The 19,095-nt window shown below is 54.7% G+C and carries 12 protein-coding genes, 2 tRNA genes and 3 rRNA genes; 8 read left to right on the top strand and 9 right to left on the bottom strand.

Going from position 1 to position 19,095, the window contains the following annotated elements:
- Positions 1-70: 70 nt before the first annotated feature.
- The 7 genes from EFB11_RS13430 to EFB11_RS13400 all read right to left on the bottom strand — a co-directional run bounded on the left by EFB11_RS13430 (position 71) and on the right by EFB11_RS13400 (position 7,343).
- Positions 71-547, bottom strand: a complete 477-nt coding sequence (locus EFB11_RS13430) for a regulatory protein RecX (RefSeq protein WP_122790687.1) — start codon at positions 545-547, stop codon at positions 71-73.
- The gene (recA, locus tag EFB11_RS13425; protein ID WP_122790686.1) at positions 548-1,738 is read right to left on the bottom strand and encodes a recombinase RecA; all 1,191 of its coding nucleotides are present in this window, start codon (positions 1,736-1,738) and stop codon (positions 548-550) included.
- A 134-nt stretch (positions 1,739-1,872) separates the two neighbouring features.
- Entirely contained in the window at positions 1,873-2,733 is an 861-nt protein-coding gene (gene prmC / locus EFB11_RS13420) for a peptide chain release factor N(5)-glutamine methyltransferase (RefSeq protein ID WP_164706776.1), read from the bottom strand.
- Positions 2,734-2,821: 88 nt separating this feature from the next.
- Positions 2,822-3,775: a DUF1385 domain-containing protein gene (locus EFB11_RS13415; protein WP_122790684.1), complete on the bottom strand. Its 954-nt coding sequence runs from the start codon at positions 3,773-3,775 to the stop codon at positions 2,822-2,824.
- Positions 3,772-5,304, bottom strand: a complete 1,533-nt coding sequence (locus EFB11_RS13410) for a sensor histidine kinase (RefSeq protein ID WP_122790683.1) — start codon at positions 5,302-5,304, stop codon at positions 3,772-3,774. Before EFB11_RS13410 ends, EFB11_RS13415 begins: the two co-directional genes overlap by 4 nt.
- The gene (locus tag EFB11_RS13405) at positions 5,301-5,990 is read right to left on the bottom strand and encodes a response regulator transcription factor (RefSeq protein WP_122790682.1); all 690 of its coding nucleotides are present in this window, start codon (positions 5,988-5,990) and stop codon (positions 5,301-5,303) included. Before EFB11_RS13405 ends, EFB11_RS13410 begins: the two co-directional genes overlap by 4 nt.
- Positions 5,991-6,020: 30 nt before the next feature.
- On the bottom strand, positions 6,021-7,343 hold the full coding sequence (locus EFB11_RS13400; RefSeq protein WP_122790681.1) for a hypothetical protein: 1,323 nt from the start codon (positions 7,341-7,343) through the stop codon (positions 6,021-6,023).
- Between the two features lie 208 nt (positions 7,344-7,551).
- On the opposite strand from EFB11_RS13400, the gene EFB11_RS13395 reads away from it, so the two are divergent.
- On the top strand, positions 7,552-8,232 hold the full coding sequence (locus EFB11_RS13395) for a DUF554 domain-containing protein (protein ID WP_122790680.1): 681 nt from the start codon (positions 7,552-7,554) through the stop codon (positions 8,230-8,232).
- Between the two features lie 42 nt (positions 8,233-8,274).
- Here EFB11_RS13395 and EFB11_RS13390 read toward each other — a convergent pair whose 3' ends face one another.
- Both EFB11_RS13390 and EFB11_RS13385 read right to left on the bottom strand, forming a co-directional pair.
- The gene (locus EFB11_RS13390; protein WP_122790679.1) at positions 8,275-9,183 is read right to left on the bottom strand and encodes an asparaginase; all 909 of its coding nucleotides are present in this window, start codon (positions 9,181-9,183) and stop codon (positions 8,275-8,277) included.
- Between the two features lie 28 nt (positions 9,184-9,211).
- A complete protein-coding gene (locus tag EFB11_RS13385) occupies positions 9,212-10,369 on the bottom strand; it encodes an iron-containing alcohol dehydrogenase (protein ID WP_122790678.1) in 1,158 nt (385 codons plus the stop codon).
- A 739-nt stretch (positions 10,370-11,108) separates the two neighbouring features.
- Between EFB11_RS13385 and EFB11_RS13380 the strand changes: the two genes are divergently transcribed.
- The 7 genes from EFB11_RS13380 to EFB11_RS13350 all read left to right on the top strand — a co-directional run bounded on the left by EFB11_RS13380 (position 11,109) and on the right by EFB11_RS13350 (position 18,930).
- A complete protein-coding gene (locus EFB11_RS13380) occupies positions 11,109-11,951 on the top strand; it encodes a GIY-YIG nuclease family protein (RefSeq protein WP_122790677.1) in 843 nt (280 codons plus the stop codon).
- 467 nt (positions 11,952-12,418) lie between these two features.
- Positions 12,419-13,946 (top strand): 16S ribosomal RNA (locus EFB11_RS13375).
- 277 nt (positions 13,947-14,223) lie between these two features.
- Positions 14,224-14,299, top strand: a tRNA-Ala gene (locus tag EFB11_RS13370).
- A gap of 39 nt (positions 14,300-14,338) precedes the next feature.
- Positions 14,339-14,415: transfer RNA gene (locus EFB11_RS13365), tRNA-Ile, on the top strand.
- Positions 14,416-14,628: 213 nt separating this feature from the next.
- Positions 14,629-17,465: ribosomal RNA gene (locus EFB11_RS13360) — 23S ribosomal RNA — on the top strand.
- 166 nt (positions 17,466-17,631) lie between these two features.
- A 5S ribosomal RNA gene (gene rrf / locus EFB11_RS13355) occupies positions 17,632-17,748 on the top strand.
- Together the 16S, 23S and 5S rRNA genes with 2 tRNA genes alongside form the textbook arrangement of a ribosomal RNA operon.
- Before the next feature lie 258 nt (positions 17,749-18,006).
- Complete coding sequence (locus tag EFB11_RS13350; RefSeq protein WP_122790676.1) at positions 18,007-18,930, top strand: calcium/sodium antiporter; 924 nt, start codon at positions 18,007-18,009, stop codon at positions 18,928-18,930.
- Positions 18,931-19,095: the final 165 nt, after the last annotated feature.

The following is a 19,095-nucleotide window of genomic DNA, read 5'->3' as shown; positions in this document are numbered from 1 at the left end:
TATTCTGCCCCACTTGTCAGCACAAAAAAGCGCCGTTCGGGTTTGCCCCGAACGGCGAAAATGAACAATTTCAGTCAAACGATTCATCGATTGCGGTGCCATAGTCTTTGAGCGCCTGCCGGATGTCGCCCCAGGAAAAGCCGCGCCGCTGCAAAAAAGCGACCGCCCGCTGGACCGCTTTGGGATCGGAAGCATCGCCATTGAGCTTTTTGTCGAGCAGAGCGCGCAAAGTGTCCGGGTCGGGGGAAAAGTCCTCGAGCGCGGCGTCCGCGTCTTCGCGGGACACGCCGCGGCGGTGCAGTTCCTGCCGGATGCGGTGTTCGCCGTAGCCGCGTCGCTCATACGAGCGCACGGCCGTATCGGCAAAGCGGCTGTCGTCGAGCAGACGGCGTGCCTGCAAATAGGCGATGGCATAATCGGCGGCATCCTCGCTGTGGCCTTTTTTGACTAATTTTTCGCGCAGGGTCTGCGCGCTCAGGTCACGGTAAGAAAGCTGGCGGGCCGCTTCGTCCAGCGCGGCCCGGTAGGCTTTTTCCAGTTCTTCCATTTAGATTTCCAGATCGTCGTCAAAGTCGTCGGCGTCAATCGACACCGCCTTGGACGCGGTGACTGGGGCGGCCTTGGGGGCTGCCGGGGGTTCAGGCTTGCCGGACGCCGGTGCAGTATCGGCCTTGCCGCGGCCAGCTTTGCCGCCCTTTTTGAGCGCTTCCTCGCGCTCAGCCAGGATGGCCTGTTCGATCTGCTTGTGGACTTCTTCGGCTTCTTCGGGGTGTTCTTTAAAGTACAGCTTGGCATTGTCGCGGCCCTGGCCCAGACGGGTATCGCCCATGGAGAACCATGCGCCGGCCTTTTGGATAATGCCGTATTTGACGCCAAGATCGACCAGTTCGCCGGTGAACGAGATGCCTTCGCCGTACATAATATCGAATTCGGCTTCCTTGAACGGAGGCGCGACCTTGTTTTTCACGATTTTGCAGCGGGTATGGCTGCCGATGAGGTTGGCACCGTCCTTGAGGTGTTCGGTGCGGCGCACGTCGATGCGCACCGACGCATAGAACTTGAGCGCACGGCCACCGGTGGTGACTTCCGGGCTGCCGTAGATGACGCCCACCTTTTCGCGCAGCTGGTTGATGAAGATGACGCAGCAGTTGGATTTGGAGATCGAGCCCGCCAGCTTACGCATGGCCTGGCTCATCATGCGGGCGTGCAGGCCGACGAACGAATCGCCCATATCGCCCTCGATTTCGGCGCGCGGCACCAGAGCTGCGACCGAGTCCACGACCACGATATCGACCGCGCCCGAGCGCACGAGCGCTTCGGCGATTTCGAGGCCCTGTTCGCCCGTGTCCGGCTGGGATACGAGCAGGCTGTCGATGTCCACGCCCAGCGCCTTGGCATAGACCGGGTCCAGCGCGTGTTCGGCGTCGATGAAGGCCGCTTCGCCGCCCAGCTTCTGGGCCTGAGCGACCGCATGCAGAGCAACCGTGGTCTTACCGGACGATTCCGGCCCATAGATCTCAATGATACGGCCGCGCGGCAGGCCGCCGATGCCCAGCGCCATGTCCAGCCCGATCGAGCCGGTCGGGATGTGCTCGACGTTCATGCTCGAGTTTTCGCCCAGGCGCATGACCGCGCCCTTGCCGTAGTTCTTTTCGATCAGCCCGAGCGCCTGCTCCAGGGCTTTCTTTTTATCGGATACCGGTGCGACCAGTTCCAGATGCTTCTTCTTGTCTGCCATATACGATGACCTCCTGTAAGAGAACGCGCCCGCGGGCGCGGATGGTTTTCGGTTCTGCTGTCATCATACCATGGGTGAAGAAAATTTGCAAGAAGAATTTCGAAAATATGTTCGAGAAAAATAGATTCCAGAATTTACATTTTCGCCTTGACCACCACGATGCGCTGCACACCCGACAGGTCTTCGGCCAGGAAGATGTCGCGCATGCCGCGGGCCGAAAAAATATCGGCCACATCGGCCGCCTGCCGGTAGCCGCATTCGAAGTACATTCGGCCGCCTGGATTCATCATCTTGGCCCAGTGGCGGGCGATGTTGCGGTAAAAATCCAGACCATCCTCGCCGCCATACAGCGCCATGCGCGGCTCGTATTCGCTCACACTGGCGTCGAGTTCCTCCATTTCAGCGGCGGTGATATACGGCGGATTGCACAGCATGATGTCGAACGTGCCCAGATGTTCGTCCGGCAGGCCGAGCGCATCCCCGCACACCGAAAAATACCGGGCAGTTACGCCCAGACGGCGGGCATTTTCGCGCGCCACGATCAGCGCATCTTCGGAAAGGTCGACGGCTGCAATGCGCGCATCGGGCACCTCGGCGGCCAGCGTCAGGCCGATGCAGCCCGAGCCGCAGCACAGGTCGAGCACCTTGGGGCTTTCCAGTGTCTTGGCATCCTCGATGGCCAGCTGACACAGCGGTTCGGTGTCCGGCCGGGGAATGAGCACACTTTTGTTGACCACAAAGGTGCGGCCGAAAAAGTCCCATTCGCCTAAAATATAGGCCAGCGGTTCACCGGCCAGCCGGCGCGCGGCCATGTCCTCGGCTGCCTGCACGGTATCCGGGTCCAGATAGCGATAGCCCCAGTCGGCGGTTTTGTGCTTGTCAGCGCCGGATACAAAAGCCGCTAGTTCCCGGGCTTCCAGTTCGCCCATGGAGATGTCTGCGGCGCGGAACCGGCGGCGCAATTCGATGTATAGGTCGTTGATGGTCATGGTCATATATTTCATCCTCACTACTGTTTATTTCTCTCTTTTTCGATAGGGGAACCATAGAAAAGCTTCCTCCAAAGGGAGGAAGCTAAGGGGTTTACCATGTGTCGCTGTCGTCCGGGGGGATGACCCGCTGCATGCCTTCGATGGCAACTTCGATCATGCTGTCATCCGGTTCAAAGACGGTCAGGCGCTGGATCATCAGGCCCGGCCAGCGCAAAATGCGGCACAGCAGGTTGTCATGCCGTCCGGCGTAGCGGTTGAACTCATAGGAGATGCCAACGACGAGCGGCAGGATGATCAAATGGGTCAGCGCCCGCAAAAACGGGTTGGTGATGGTGATCAGCGAAAAGACAATGGACGATACCACGGTAGCCACAATGATGAGTACGAACATAAAACTCGTGCCGCACCGCGGATGGAACCGGGGCATTTTGCGCACGTTTTCGACCGTGAGCGGCAGTTCGGCTTCGTAGCAGAAGATGGTTTTGTGTTCGGCACCGTGGTATTCAAAGGTGCGTTTGATATCCTTCATGTGGCTCACCGACCACATGAACGCCAGGAAGATCAGGATACGCAGCGCCGCCTCGACCAGGTTGCGCGCGATGTTGGACGTACCGCCCGGCAGCAGGCCGCTGACAAACGAAGGCAGCAGCATGAACAGGCAGACCGGGATGGCGATGCCGACCACCATGGCAAAGCCCATGATGGCTTTTTCCAGCTTTTCCGAGCCCAGCTTGCGTTCCAGCCAAAGCTCGAATTTGGAAGGCTCGGTATCCTCATCGTCCTCGATGAATTGCGAAGAATAATCGATATCTTGCAGGCCCTCTTTCAGGGCCATGAACAGGCCAAACGCGCCGCGGCAGATGGGCAGCTTCCAAAACCGACTTTTGGCCACCGCGCTGTCGCGCTCCTTGATTTCCAGCGTGCCGTCGCCTTTGCGCACGACCACGCAGGTGCGTTTGGGGCCTTTCATCACAATGCCTTCGATGATGGCCTGTCCGCCAATGGTGGTTTTGCGGCGGCAGACCGGCATTTCATATTTGCTCATAGTGTGTTGTTCTCCTCCAGGGATTCGGGATCGTCTACATCATCCATCTGGATGGCCGGGACGCGCACATAAACAGCCGTACCGGCGCCCGGTTTGCTGGTGATGTCCAGCGAGCCGCCGTGCATTTGGACGATCTCGTCGGTGACGGCCAGGCCAATGCCGCTGCCGCGTTCCTTGGACGAGCCCTTGTAGAATTTTTCCTTGACAAAAGGAAGTTCGGCCTCCGGGATGCCCGGGCCCCAGTCGCGCACGCAGACGACGATGGTGTCCTCGGTGCGGCTGAGCGAAACTTCGATTTTGCCGCCCGAGCGGCCGTATTTGGCGGCATTGTCGATGATGTTGAGGAAGACCTGCTTCATGCGGTGCCGGTCGCCCGAGACAAAATAGCTGCCCGGCTCCTGGCTGTAATGCAGGGTCATCTCCGAGCTGCGCAGCAGGTTTTCATACATATAAACGGCTTCGTAAAGTTCAAGCGAAAGGTCAAAGACTTCCATTTCCAGCGTCATGCGGCCCGATTCGATGCGGGCGAAGTCCAAAAGTTCTTCGACCATCTGGGTCAGGCGGCGGCTTTCCTTCTGGATGATGTCCAGGCCCTGCATGATTTCTTCCGGGTCCTGGGCGCCGCCGGCGGCCAGCGTTTCGCTCCAGCCGGCAATGGCGGTCAACGGGGTGCGCAGTTCGTGCGACACCGAGGAAATAAAATCGTTCTTCATGCGCTCGGCGCGGGCAATTTCGTCCGACATGTGGTTGATCGAGTCGCAAAGCTGGCCGATCTCATCGTCGTAGGTCTTGTGCAGACGCATGCCGTATTGGCCGGAGGCGATCTCCTTGGCCACCTCGTTGATGCGCGTGACCGGCAGCAGAATAGAACGGATAAAGTAACTGTTCGACGCAATGACCAGGATCAGAAAAATTAGGCAGGCCGAAATCGAACACAGGATGACGATGGTAATTTGACGTTCGGCGATCCCGAGCGAGGAGATCATGCGCACCGCGCCGATCAGTTCGCCACGGGACGAGTACATGGGCTCGGATACGCTCATGATGCGCTCGCCGGTCAGCGGGTCCTCGCCCGAAAAGCTGCAAACGGTCTTTTCGGTCAGGGCGCGGCGGGCATCGTCGGTCGACGGGTTGGATTCGGTCGTCAGGTCCGAGGTCGAGCGGATGATGCGACCGGAATTGTCGATGAACTGCAATTCGACCTTGTCTTTGTCTTCGTAACTGAGCACATACTGGTCGATACCGCTCAGATATTGGTCATAGGTGTCGGTAAAATTGTCGCGGATCGAGGACATGGTGCTGTGCACCCGGCTTTTGAGGTTGTCCCGGATGCTGGAATAATAATAGCTCGAGATACCGACCGACACAAAGATGATGATGACCGCCAGAATGATGACGACAAAGCTCAGGGAGTTGACCAGCCAGCGGCCTTTCAGGCCGCCGGGCGCATGCTGCACGCGGTCTTCTTTGGGGGGCGCGGCGGCCGCCGAAGCATGCGGCGGGGAAGCGGCCTTCCAGCGATATTTCATGCTTCCCACATGTACCCATACCCGCGCACGGTGACGATATAGCGCGGGTGGGCCGGGTCATCCTCGATTTTGATGCGCAGACGGCGGATATTGACGTCTACGATCTTCAGTTCGCCCACATAGTGGTGCCCCCATACCATCTCCAGCAGATCATCGCGCGAAAGCGCCTTGCCGATGTTTTGCAGGAACGCCTTGAGGATGCCGTATTCGATCTGAGTCAGTTCGATCTTGCTGCCATTCTTATGCACTTCGCGGGCGCGCAGGTTCAGTTTGAACGGCCCGGACTTGATGATCTCCTCATCGGCGAAGCGGTTGCCGGAAACGCGACGGAACAGCGCGTCCACACGGGCGACCAGTTCGACCACCGAAAACGGCTTGGTGACATAGTCGTCCGCACCGGTCATCAGACCGGTGACTTTATCGGCCTCCTGGGTGCGCGCGGTGAGCATGATGACGCCCGCCGAATAGCCCTGCGCACGCAGGGTGCGGCAGACCTCATAGCCGTCAATGCCGGGCAACATCACGTCGAGTACGGCCACCGAGATGTCGGGATTTTCTTCATATTTGGCCAGCGCTTCTTCGCCCGAACCAGCCTGCACGATCTCATATCCGGCGCGCTTGAGGTTCAGGACAACGAAGCTGCGGATATTTTCTTCGTCCTCCAGCACTAAAACTTTGCGTTTCATGGAAAAAAGGCTCCTTTCCGTGCCTGTATTTTAATTGCTCCACGCCTGGGTGATGATGGAGAAGCGTTGCAGGATCTCTTCTTCACTCAGCGCAAACGAGCTGCCAGCCGCCTCAGGTGCGATGGAGGCGGTATAGATTTCCGAGCGGGTCTTGACCAGTTCGATCATGCTTTCCCGGGACGCATAGTAGTTGCGCATGTCGCCGGTCAGGCGGTAGATGGTAAAGAGCGGGACATTGGCTCCCTCTTCGACGTATTCATAGAACGTGGTCGTTGTCATATTTTCGCTGGTATTTTTGCTGACCGTGACATGGCTACGCCAGTTTTCCGGGAACAGGAACTGCCAGTTTTCCGATACATTCTGATAGGTGGTGCACACGCGCACCGGATCGTCCCCGGGGCTGTAAGCATACCAGTCGAGCATATAGATGGCATCGCTGGCCGAGGTGCCCGGCATGACGACCGCGGCAGGCACTTCGGTGACCTGGTCGCTGTTGACGTCAGTCGATGGGATGGAAACCGGGCGATAGGTGCCCTGTTCGCTGACCTCATCGCCTTCGAGCGCGATGTTGCGGAAGCCGTCCTCATCGTAGGTGAAGATATCGGTCATCAGGCCGGCGCTTAGTTCCAGTTTGCTTTCGGCAAAGACGGCCGGCTGATAGCCGCGCAGCCAGCCCTTTTTCAGGCTGACGACCGTTTGGCCTTCGGGGGAAAGCGAGGTTTCGCCCTTAAATTCCAGTTTGTTGTTCGCGTAGCTGTACAGCTGGGCGATGCGGCGGTCGGTCGCGTCGGTCGTGAGCAGGACCAAATCGTCGGCGCCATCGGTATCCAGATCGGAAGTGATGAACGACGTATAGGTGGTTTCAAGCAGGGTCTTGAGTTCGCCGTCCTGGAAGCAGCATACCGTCATGCCAAACAGGGCGCTTTCGCCGCTGAGTTTCCAGGACACGATGATGCCCTTTTCCCCGGTGGGCAGCAGGGTGGGGTAGGACACCGAGGCGATCTGCACGCCGGTGCCGGTCACGCTGCCGATGGTCGTATATTCGGTGCCATCCTTTTTAAATACATACACATGGAACTGGTCGGGATTGCGGGCCTCGCAGAAGAAGGCGATGGCCTCATCTTCGCCGTCCAAATCGAGGTCTTTGAGCTGCACCGAGGTGCGGTTTTCGCCTGTCTGCGGGGCGACCTGCACGGCGCCGTCGTCAATGATGCCGTTGATGCGCTTTTGCAGCGATTTATAGGTGGTGCTGGGCTGTGGCGCCTGCAAAAGCGCGTCGCCCGATTTAAATTCGCAGCCGCCGAGCGTCAAAAGTAGCCCGCACACGACGGCCAGAAAGAGTATGCGTTTCATAATTCCCTCCCAAAATGGGGTCGGGCCTGTCTGCATGGGCAAACAGGCATTCTCCATTTATTCTAACACAGCTTTCCCGGCCTGCATAGCTTGTTTTTCTCTGCTACATGGAAAAAATGCAACCGTCAGCTGGTCGATTTATTGCTTTTTTAAACTAAAGTTGTTATAATGGCAAAAGACAAAAAGCCAACCGGAAAGGGGACATGTTATGCTGGGTACCATCGTCAATACCGGGGCCATTTTGTGCGGCAGCCTGATCGGCGGCACGCTGCGCAAGGGCCTGCGCGAAGATTGGCAGGAGGCGATGATCCGTGCCATGGGCTTGGCCGCAACTGCGCTGGGCGTGAGCACGATTGCAAAAAACATGCCGGATAGCGTCTATCCGGTGTTATTTATTGTCAGTTTAGGGCTGGGCAGCGTGGTGGGCACGGCGCTAAAGCTGGAAGAACGGTTCACCGGCTTTGCCGACCGGCATTCCAAAACCAAGCTGGGCAAGGGCCTGTCGACCGCGGTGCTGATGTTCTGCATCGGGACGCTCTCCATCTTGGGCCCTATCGAAAGCGCGCTGCGGGGCGATAATACCTTTTTGTTCACCAATGCCACGCTGGACTTTATCACATCTATGGCGCTGGCTGCATCCTATGGGTATGGCATTGCGTTTGCCGCGCCCATCCTGTTTTGCTGGCAAGGGTCGATTTATCTGGGCGCAGGCGCGCTGAGCGGGTTCCTGAGCGGCGGCCTGCTGACCGAAATCTCGATTTTGGGCGGTATTTTGATCTTTGCTTCGGGCATCTCGATTTTGAAGATCCGCGACTGCAAAACCATGAATCTGCTGCCCGCTCTGCTGGTGCCGCCCCTGTGGTTTGTATTGGTATCTATATTTAGATAAACGAAAACCCGGAACGATTTGTTCCGGGTTTTTTGTGTGTTTTTAAATTTCGCCGCATTGGATGGATGCAATGGCATCTTCCACCGTGCGGTGGCCGAGAGAAACGGCGCCCATGGCTTCGGCGCGGCGGCCAACCGCATATTTGTGCAGGTCGACTTCGCCTTCCAGGCACTGGGTCGTGATATAGACCTTGGTGCCGGACAGAATGAGCTTCTGCACGACCTTTTCCAGACGAATCGGGATACCGCCTGCACCATAGCCTTCCAAAATGACCTTGTCATACCGGCGCAGGAATTCGATAATCGAGGGGTCGAGGTCGGGGACCAGCTTGAGCACAACAAAACTGGAATCGACGATGTCGACAAATTCCGGTTCGCCGCCCAGACGGGGCGGGATGTTCAGCAGCACCTTGCCGTCGTCGCGGATGGTACCCGCGAGCGGGGCGTTGATCGAACGGAACGCATTCATGGCTTTGGAGTGCACCTTGACCACATGGTTGCCGCGGATGACCTGGCCATGCAGCACGGCAGCGACGCCGGTCCAGCCCACGCAGGCAACGCGGAAGGAATCGAGCATATTGCGCTCTGCATCCGAACCGGGTTCACCCATGGGCCGCTGCGCACCGGTGATGATGACTGGCTTGTTGAAGTTGCGCAGCATGTGATAGAGCAGAGCGGCTGTATAAGCCAGCGAGTCGGTGCCGTGGGCAATGACGAAGCCGTCATACCGGTCGTAGTTTTCCCAAATCATCATCGCCAGTTCCCGGCGCTGGGACGTGGTGATGTCGGTCGAGTCCACACTAAAGGGATTGTCCACAAAAACGCGGCAGATCTTGCGAATCTCGGGCAGGAACTCGAGCAATTCCTCCCCGGTCAGAGAAGGCGCCAGACCACGTCCGCTTTCCCGGCAGGCAATCGTGCCGCCGGTTGCAATGAGTAAGATGTGTTTCATAATAAACCTGCCTTTATGGAAAAGATAATCAGCGATAGCTGCGCGTCAGGATGCCGATGATATCCTCACGGGAAACTTCGCGTGCGTCAAACCCGAACAGGCCGCCCATGGTCGTGCGAGCATTGTCGGCATATTCGCCGAAGCGGGACGGATCGACACCGTAGTCGCTCAGCTTAATCTGGTCGACCTTGCAGGCAACCTGCAAATCATGCAGCGCATCGATAAAGTCGGCGGGCTTGGAAGCATCATGCTTGCCCAGCGCACGCGCCATATCGACCAGCTTGCCTGCGCAAGCCTGCGTAAAGAGTTTATAGTACTCGAGCGAAATGGAGATCAGACCAGCGCCGTGCGGCAGGCTGGGATGATAAGCCGACAGAGCATGCTCGATCGAGTGCTCGGACGTGCACGAGGACATGCTCTCAACAAAACCAGCCAGGGTATTAGCCAGAGCGACATCGGCGCGCGCATCCTTGTCGGCGCCGTTGGCAACCGCACGGGGCAGGCTCTTGCCGATCAGTTCAATGGCCTTGAGCGAGAACATTTCCGAAATCGGGCTGGCGATGTTGGCAATGTATCCTTCGCAAGCATGGAACAGAGCATCGAATCCCTGGTAAGCGGTCAGATGCGGGGGTACGGTCATCATAAAGTCCGGGTCGACGATCGACAGGGTGGGGAAGGTCTTATCTCCGCCGCCGCCGATCTTTTCTTCACCGTTGGTGATGACCGTCCACGGGTCGGCCTCGGTACCCGTGCCGGCTGTGGTGGTGATGGCAACGATCGGAAGCGCGGGATTGGGGATCTTCTGGCCCTTGCCCGAGCCGCCGAATACATAATCCCACCAGTCGCCGTCGTTGGTAGCCATAACAGCTGCCGCCTTAGCGGTATCGATCGACGAGCCGCCGCCCAGACCAACGACAAAGGTGCAGCCCTGCTCGCGGGCCAGCGCTGCGCAAGCGCGCACGCCTTCAATGGTGGGGTTGGGCTGTACGTCCGCATATACAACGGTTTCGTGACCGCCTTCAGCCAGCGCCTGCGCAACCTTGTCGACATAGCCGAGCTTGCGGGTGGATGTGCCACCGGTGATGATCAGACCCTTGCCGGCCGGCAGCGCCGCCCGGGATAATTTTTTAACGCTGCCCGCGCCAAAGAAAATGCGGGACGGCATAAAGTAACTGAAATTTCTCATAGTTTCGGACCTCCTGAATAGAGGGCGTAAAATTGCCCTCATACATCCTTATTATATCAAAACCAGAAAGGGATAGAAAGAGTGAAAAGTGTAGAAATCACGGTGCTTTTTTGTACATTTAAAATGCCGATCGGGTGTTGACGCCCTGGGGCCTGCGTGCTATCATATAGTCACAGAAAAGAAAACCCCACTACCAAGAACCACTGAAAAGTTTCATATATATGTAAGCTTTCCAGGAAATTCGAATGAAAGGATGTGAGTCCAATGGTAAGTGAAAGTTCATATTTCGTTTCGTCGGGGCTCACCGCCAGAGACTGAGCAAGAAGTTAGCAAGAGCGACGGAATCCAAGATCCCTACTCCCGAAGGCCGAGGGGCATACCGATGGGTATGGAGAGGGCACACACCGTACGGCTAAAAACGAATGACCGCTGTGTTAAGCCAGCATGAGCGGCAGCTACCACGAAACGAAATCCATTCAGCGTCTTGTATTCGGGAATGTGGGTTGACTGGATGCAGGACAGAGCCAAAGCATCTATATAGATTTCGATAAGACATCAAGACTGGACACCTCCTTTTTATTACCGTTCTATTGAAATCGCAAAATAGGAATTGGCGAGAAAATTAAATATCTAAGATTTTAAAGGGCTCCGTGGGTTGCACACGGAGCCCTTGGTGCGTTTGATTGCGCTTTTCGTTCGGCTTTGCTATAATAGGGCAAAGAGAATGGAGAACGAGAAAATGAATTGTGTTTATATACTCCGCTGTGCGGATGATACGTATTATACCGGATGGACCAATGACTTGACCGCGCGGCTGACCGCGCATAACCGCGGCGTGGGCGGGGCTAAATATACGCGTTCCCGGCGACCGGTGCAGCTGGTTTATTGTGAAGAGCAACCCGACCGGCAGGCGGCCATGAAGCGGGAAGCGCAAATCAAGGCATACACTCGGGCAGAAAAGCAAAAACTGATCGATACCATGGTCGAAGGTGAGCGACTGACTATTTACGATGCGGACGAGCGGGTATGCGGAGTCATCCCGCGCGTGCTGGTGCACCGGCTGGGTTTGCGGCATCATGTGTGCCATTTGTGGTTGGTGCAGGAACAAGACGGCGTCTTGGGGCATTGGCTGCAACAACGCGGACTCGACCGGCCGCTGTATCCGGGAAAATATGATCTGGCAGCCACCGGGCATATCGATCCGGGAGAAACGGAATTGGAAGGCGCGCTGCGTGAGGCGCGGGAGGAAATTGGTCTGCACTTTACGGAAGAACAGGTATTGTCGATTGGCACCGCCGAGCAGAAATATTCCCGTCCCGATGGCGGATTGGACGATGAACAGGTGCATGCGTTTGTCGTGCGGGTGGACGATACGCCGGAGTTTGCGATTGGCAGCGAGGTAGAGCGGATGCTTTGGGTACCGTTTGAAAGCTTTTATCGGGCCGAAAACGGCGCGGAACAGATTGAAGTCCAGGGAGAAACCATCCAGGCCGAGCAGATGTGTTGCCTGCATAAAGGCGAGTGGGCGCTGTTCGAACGCCACCTGCAAAAAACTTTCTCGAAAACGGGAAAAAGGTGTTGACAAAAGAAGAAAGCTGGCGTATACTAATTAAGATGCTTTTCGGAAGCGGCGACCGTGAAAAGAAAACTTCGGAAACAATGAAAAAAGTTGTTGACAAGTGATTCGAAATGCGGTATACTAAATAAGCTGTCCGAAAGGATAGCGAACCGGCTCGAAAAGTTCCGAAAGAACTTGATAAACTAGATTCGAAGTTGAAAAACTTCGAAAAAAGTTAAAAAAGTTCTTGACAGAGCGAAATAAGTCTGGTATAATAAATAAGCTTTCACTCGAAAGGGTGAAGCAAATATTGCACCTTGCAAATTAAACAACGAAATGCTTACTTTAAATAGTATGTGACGAACCTGAAAATTCGCTTGAGTTTTTACTCTGGTAGAATCCAAACAGAAGTCGGAACTCTGTTTTAAAAGTCAAACCGACACGTCAGACTCTAAAGTCGATTAGATGAGCTTTTAGCTCTTTTAATAACATTTTTAGAGAGTTTGATCCTGGCTCAGGATGAACGCTGGCGGCGTGCCTAACACATGCAAGTCGAACGGAGTTATTTTGGAAATCTCTTCGGAGATGGAATTCTTAACTTAGTGGCGGACGGGTGAGTAACGCGTGAGCAATCTGCCTCGGAGTGGGGGATAACAGTCGGAAACGACTGCTAATACCGCATAATGCATCGAGATCGCATGGTTTTGATGCCAAAGGCTTGTCTGCTCTGAGATGAGCTCGCGTCTGATTAGCTAGTTGGCGGGGTAACGGCCCACCAAGGCGACGATCAGTAGCCGGACTGAGAGGTTGAACGGCCACATTGGGACTGAGACACGGCCCAGACTCCTACGGGAGGCAGCAGTGGGGAATATTGCGCAATGGGGGCAACCCTGACGCAGCAACGCCGCGTGATTGAAGAAGGCCTTCGGGTTGTAAAGATCTTTAATCAGGGACGAAATTTGACGGTACCTGAAGAATAAGCTCCGGCTAACTACGTGCCAGCAGCCGCGGTAATACGTAGGGAGCAAGCGTTATCCGGATTTACTGGGTGTAAAGGGCGAGTAGGCGGGCTGGTAAGTTGGAAGTGAAATCCCGGGGCTTAACCCCGGAACTGCTTTCAAAACTGCTGGTCTTGAGTGATGGAGAGGCAGGCGGAATTCCCAGTGTAGCGGTGAAATGCGTAGATATTGGGAGGAACACCAGTGGCGAAGGCGGCCTGCTGGACATTAACTGACGCTGAGGAGCGAAAGCGTGGGGAGCAAACAGGATTAGATACCCTGGTAGTCCACGCCGTAAACGATGGATACTAGGTGTGGGAGGTATTGACCCCTTCCGTGCCGGAGTTAACACAATAAGTATCCCACCTGGGGAGTACGACCGCAAGGTTGAAACTCAAAGGAATTGACGGGGGCCCGCACAAGCAGTGGAGTATGTGGTTTAATTCGAAGCAACGCGAAGAACCTTACCAGGTCTTGACATCCCTCTGACCGCCCTAGAGATAGGGTTTCCCTTCGGGGCAGAGGTGACAGGTGGTGCATGGTTGTCGTCAGCTCGTGTCGTGAGATGTTGGGTTAAGTCCCGCAACGAGCGCAACCCTTACGGTTAGTTGCTACGCAAGAGCACTCTAGCCGGACTGCCGTTGACAAAACGGAGGAAGGTGGGGACGACGTCAAATCATCATGCCCCTTATGACCTGGGCTACACACGTACTACAATGGCAGTCATACAGAGGGAGGCAATACCGCGAGGTGGAGCAAATCCCTAAAAGCTGTCCCAGTTCAGATTGCAGGCTGCAACTCGCCTGCATGAAGTCGGAATTGCTAGTAATCGCGGATCAGCATGCCGCGGTGAATACGTTCCCGGGCCTTGTACACACCGCCCGTCACACCATGAGAGCCGGTAATACCCGAAGTCCGTAGCCTAACCGCAAGGAGGGCGCGGCCGAAGGTAGGACTGGTAATTAGGGTGAAGTCGTAACAAGGTAGCCGTATCGGAAGGTGCGGCTGGATCACCTCCTTTCTAAGGAGACCTGCGATATGAAAGACTATCGCATATCCTATGGTCAATCGAGTTCGTTTAGCAGATCGTTGTTTAATTTGGAAGGTGTAAGCCTTCGAAAGAAGGAATGTACCTTCAAAAAGTGGAAATTGAGAAGAAAAACGTTCCGGAAGCCCTGCCGAAAATCATTTCGAAGCCCAGCGAAGCGGGTTTGGAATGAAGAGGAGGCGCAAGGAAGCATGTGAAGCTTTCAGATTTATCTGGAAGCGAAACAAAGCGAACTTTGCGATGACGACATGGGGGTGTAGCTCAGCTGGGAGAGCACCTGCCTTGCAAGCAGGGGGTCAGGAGTTCGATCCTCCTCATCTCCACCAAGGGCGAAGGAATGAAGAACCAACGTCCGTGATAACTATGGGCTTGTAGCTCAGGTGGTTAGAGCGTACGCCTGATAAGCGTAAGGTCGGAGGTTCGAGTCCTCTCAAGCCCACCAATTGCACCTTGAAAACTGAACAATAACGAAAGCAATAAGCAACAATAGAGGAAACAATTTGTTATTCCGCTTAAGAAATTAAGCAAAAAATAAATGGTTTTTCTGAATATTGTTGGGATACGATCGAAAGATCGTACTACAAATAGCTAAAATAACCGAGATAATCCTAATTCTTGCAATATAACAGCCATGATCGAAAGACCATGCCGAAGAGGTCAAGCTGTAAAGGGCGCAAGGGGAATGCCTTGGCACTGGGAGCCGATGAAGGACGTGACAAGCTGCGATAAGCTACGGGGAGCCGCAAATAGGCTTTGATCCGTGGATTTCCGAATGGGGAAACCCGGCAGAGCAATACTCTGTCAGCGTTAACTGAATCCATAGGTTAACGTGGGGAACCGCCTGAACTGAAACATCTAAGTAGGGCGAGGAAAAGAAATCAACCGAGATTCCGCTAGTAGTGGCGAGCGAACGCGGAAGAGGCCAAACCGTGAGGAGCAATCTTTGCGGGGTTTGGACAGCAATATGTAGTCTGTTTTGGTAGCCGAACGCTTTGGGAAGAGCGGCGATACAGGGTGATAGCCCCGTAGGCGAAACTGATAGGACGCTAGCTGGATCCAGAGTACCACAGGACACGTGAAACCCTGTGGGAAGATGGGGGGACCATCCTCCAAGCCTAAATACTACTCAGTGACCGATAGAGGAGCAGTACCGTGAGGGAAAGGTGAAAAGGACCCCGGGAGGGGAGTGAAATAGAACCTGAAACCTTGTGCCTACAAGCACCGAGAGCACGTTCATGTGTGATCGGGTACTTTTTGTAGAACGGTCCGGCGAGTTAATGTAAGTAGCAAGCTTAAGGTATTGGAATACCGGAGGCGCAGCGAGAGCGAGTCTGAATAGGGCGCTTAAGTTACTTGCATTAGACCCGAAACCGGGTGACCTATCCATGAGCAGGCTGAAGCGGTGGTAAGACACCGTGGAGGGCCGCACCCACGTCCGTTGAAAAGGCCGGGGATGACTTGTGGATAGCGGAGAAATTCCAATCGAACTCGGAGATAGCTGGTTCTCCCCGAAATAGCTTTAGGGCTAGCGTTATGATAGATTACCGGAGGTAAAGCACTGAATGGGCTAGGGGCCGCGAGGTTACTGAACCCTATCAAACTCAGAATGCCGGCTAATTGGTTCATGGCAGTCAGACTACGTGAGATAAGTCTCGTGGTCAAAAGGGAAACAGCCCAGATCTACAGCTAAGGTCCCAAATAGATGCTAAGTGGAAAATGATGTGAAACTGCGAAAACAACCAGGATGTTGGCTTAGAAGCAGCCACTCATTTAAAGAGTGCGTAATAGCTCACTGGTCGAGTGGTTTTGCGCAGAAAATGTAACGGGGCTAAGCATCTAACCGAAGCTTAGGCAGACGCAAGTCTGGGTAGGGGAGCGTTGTATGCGGGGTGAAGTCAGAGCGAGAGCACTGGTGGACTTCATACAAGTGAGAATGCCGGAATAAGTAGCGAGAATTATGTGAGAATCATAATGGCCGAAAATCTAAGGTTTCTTGGGGAAGGTTCGTCCGCCCAAGGTTAGTCGGGAGCTAAGGCGAGGCCTAACGGCGTAGTCGATGCACATACGGTAGAAATTCCGTAACCACCGAACTTTAAGCATAAGGGACGCTTTCATTAAGGTGAACCCGGGCGATGGTTGCCCCGGGCGTAAGGGACCGAAATTTAGTAGGGAAGTCACTGGCGTGAGAGACGAGAAAAGCTTATGTGTATACTAAGGTGCCCGTACCGCAAACCGACACAGGTAGATGGGATGAGTATTCTAAGGCCAACGGGAGAAGGGTTGTTAAGGAACTCGGCAAATTGGCCCCGTAACTTCGGGATAAGGGGCGCCTGCGAGAGTAGGCCGCAGTGAAAAGGCCCAAGCGACTGTTTAGCAAAAACACAGCTCTCTGCTAAATCGAAAGATGACGTATAGGGGGTGACGCCTGCCCGGTGCTGGAAGGTTAAGGGGAGTGCTTAGCGCAAGCGAAGGTGCGAACTTAAGCCCCAGTAAACGGCGGCCGTAACTATAACGGTCCTAAGGTAGCGAAATTCCTTGTCAGGTAAGTTCTGACCCGCACGAATGGCGTAACGATTTGGGCACTGTCTCAACAGCCCGCCCGGCGAAATTGTAGTACCGGTGAAGATGCCGGTTTCCCGCAACTAGACGGAAAGACCCCATGGAGCTTCACTGTAGCTTGATATTGGATTTCGGTATTCCATGTACAGGATAGGTGGGAGGCTTGGAAGCACGGGCGCCAGCTTGTGTGGAGTCAACCTTGGGATACCACTCTTGGGATACTGGAATTCTAACCTGCGGCCATGAATCTGGTCGGGGGACACTGTCAGGTGGGCAGTTTGACTGGGGCGGTCGCCTCCTAAAAGGTAACGGAGGCGCTCAAAGGTTCGCTCAGCACGGACGGAAATCGTGCAATGAGTGTAAACGCAAAAGCGAGCCTAACTGCGAGAATGACGGTTCGAGCAGTAACGAAAGTTGGAGTTAGTGATCCGGCGGTATGTGAATGGAAATGCCGTCGCTCAACGGATAAAAGCTACCCTGGGGATAACAGGCTGATCTCCCCCAAGAGTCCACATCGACGGGGAGGTTTGGCACCTCGATGTCGGCTCATCGCATCCTGGGGCTGAATTCGGTCCCAAGGGTTTGGCTGTTCGCCAATTAAAGCGGTACGCGAGCTGGGTTCAGAACGTCGTGAGACAGTTCGGTCCCTATCTGTTGCGGGCGTAGGAATATTGAGAGGAGCTGCCCTTAGTACGAGAGGACCGGGGTGGACGTACCTCTGGTGCACCAGTTGTTCTGCCAAGGGCATAGCTGGGTAGCTAAGTACGGACGAGATAAACGCTGAAGGCATCTAAGCGTGAAACTTCCCTCGAGATAAGTATTCCCATCCTTCGGGAGTAAGGCCCCACGTAGACTATGTGGTTGATAGGTCAGGAGTGGAAGCGTGGTAACACGTGCAGCGGACTGATACTAATAGGCCGAGGGCTTGACCTAAAATGAATTAGGAAAAAGCATCTCGATAAAAAAGCGATTGCGAGTAGGTATTGTTCAGTTTTCAGGGTGCAAACCTTTAAAAACCTTTGTGAAGGAAAGAAAAAAGAAACCGCGCAAAGCGCAAGTAAAGTTTCTTTTGCTCACTTTTCTTTACAAAGAAAAGTGAGTGCGTGTCAATGGTGACGAGGGTACACCTGTTCCCATCCCGAACACAGTAGTTAAGCTCGTTAACGGTGACAATACTTGGCTGGCGACGGCCCGGGAAGATAACTCGGCGCGCACACAAACCGGACAAATTTTTGTCCGGTTTTTTCTTTTCTTTCGAAACAAATGAATCTTGACGAATGTCCCATTTTCGGGTAAAATACAATCAATGAAAGGGAGTAGCTCACGAAAATAGCGTAAAGTATTTCCGTCATTACGGCGACACCGCCCGGAGTGCTTTGAAAGTAGCAAGACTTTTATTGCAGAACTTTTTCTGCAATAAAAGTCTTTTTTATTTTGCCTAAAATTGTGAGCGCTTTTGGAATGGAGGAACAATATGATTTCAATTGTGTATTTGGTGGTCGGCTTTGTGCTGCTGGTAGTCGGTGCCGACCGGTTTGTGGCAGGCGCTTCGTCTGCGGCTCACAAATTGGGCGTCCCCTCGCTCATCATTGGTTTGACCATTGTGGCGTTTGGTACATCGGCACCCGAATTGGCCGTCAGCGTTACGGCAGCGCTCAAAGGCGCCAACGAAATCGCGGTCGGCAATGTGTTGGGGTCCAATATCTTTAACTTATTGGGCGTTGCAGGCGTCAGCGCTATCGTCTGTCCGCTGGTGGCCAGTCGGGAACTGACCCGGCGCGATTGGCCGCTTTCCATTGCGGCAGCCGCGCTGTTGGGTATCTTCTTGCTGACCGGCAGCACCTTGGCCCGGTGGGAAGGCGCTATCTTGCTGGTGTTCTTCGCTGCACTGCTGGCAGCACAGCTGCGTCCGGCACTCCAGAATCGGCAGGTGGAAACAACAGAAGATCAGGTCATGCGCACCAGTAAAATCATTCTGCAGATCGTTTTCGGTCTGGCTGCGATCGTCATTGGCGGCGATTTGTCGGTCGATGGTGCGACCGGTCTGGCCCGAATGATCGGCCTGAGCGAAACGGTCATTGGTCTGACCATCGTGGCTATCGGTACGTCGCTGCCTGAACTGGTCACGTCGCTGATGGCCGCTCGCCGCGGGGAAAACGATATTGCGCTGGGCAATGTCATCGGTTCGAACCTGTTCAATATTTTGTTTATTTTGGGCGTTTCGACGGTGCTCAATCCGATTGGGGTGCAGTTCACATCGGTTTTGGATACCGTGTTCCTGATTGCGATTTCGCTCATCTTCCTGGTGCCCGCCTGGCGCGGTAAATTGTCCCGCCCGGTCGGCGCCTGCATGGCGCTGTGCTATGTGGGATATACGGCATGGCTGCTGGTGCGGTAAATGAAATTGTAGGGGCTGGCAAATGCCAGCCCATTTTTTTCTTTTCCACCGACAACTTGCCGAAACTTTCCGTTTTTCGGGATGGAAAAGCGCAGAAAACGCGCGTTTTAAATTTATTTACAACTTTTATATTTTGTTTGGGCGAGCGGTGTGTTATAATAAACG

The sequence above is a fragment of the Intestinibacillus sp. Marseille-P6563 genome (assembly GCF_900604335.1).
In the GTDB taxonomy this organism is placed as follows: domain Bacteria; phylum Bacillota; class Clostridia; order Oscillospirales; family Butyricicoccaceae; genus Butyricicoccus_B.
Note: the sequence above shows the minus strand (reverse complement) of the source record. Positions and strands in the feature narration are given on the sequence as shown.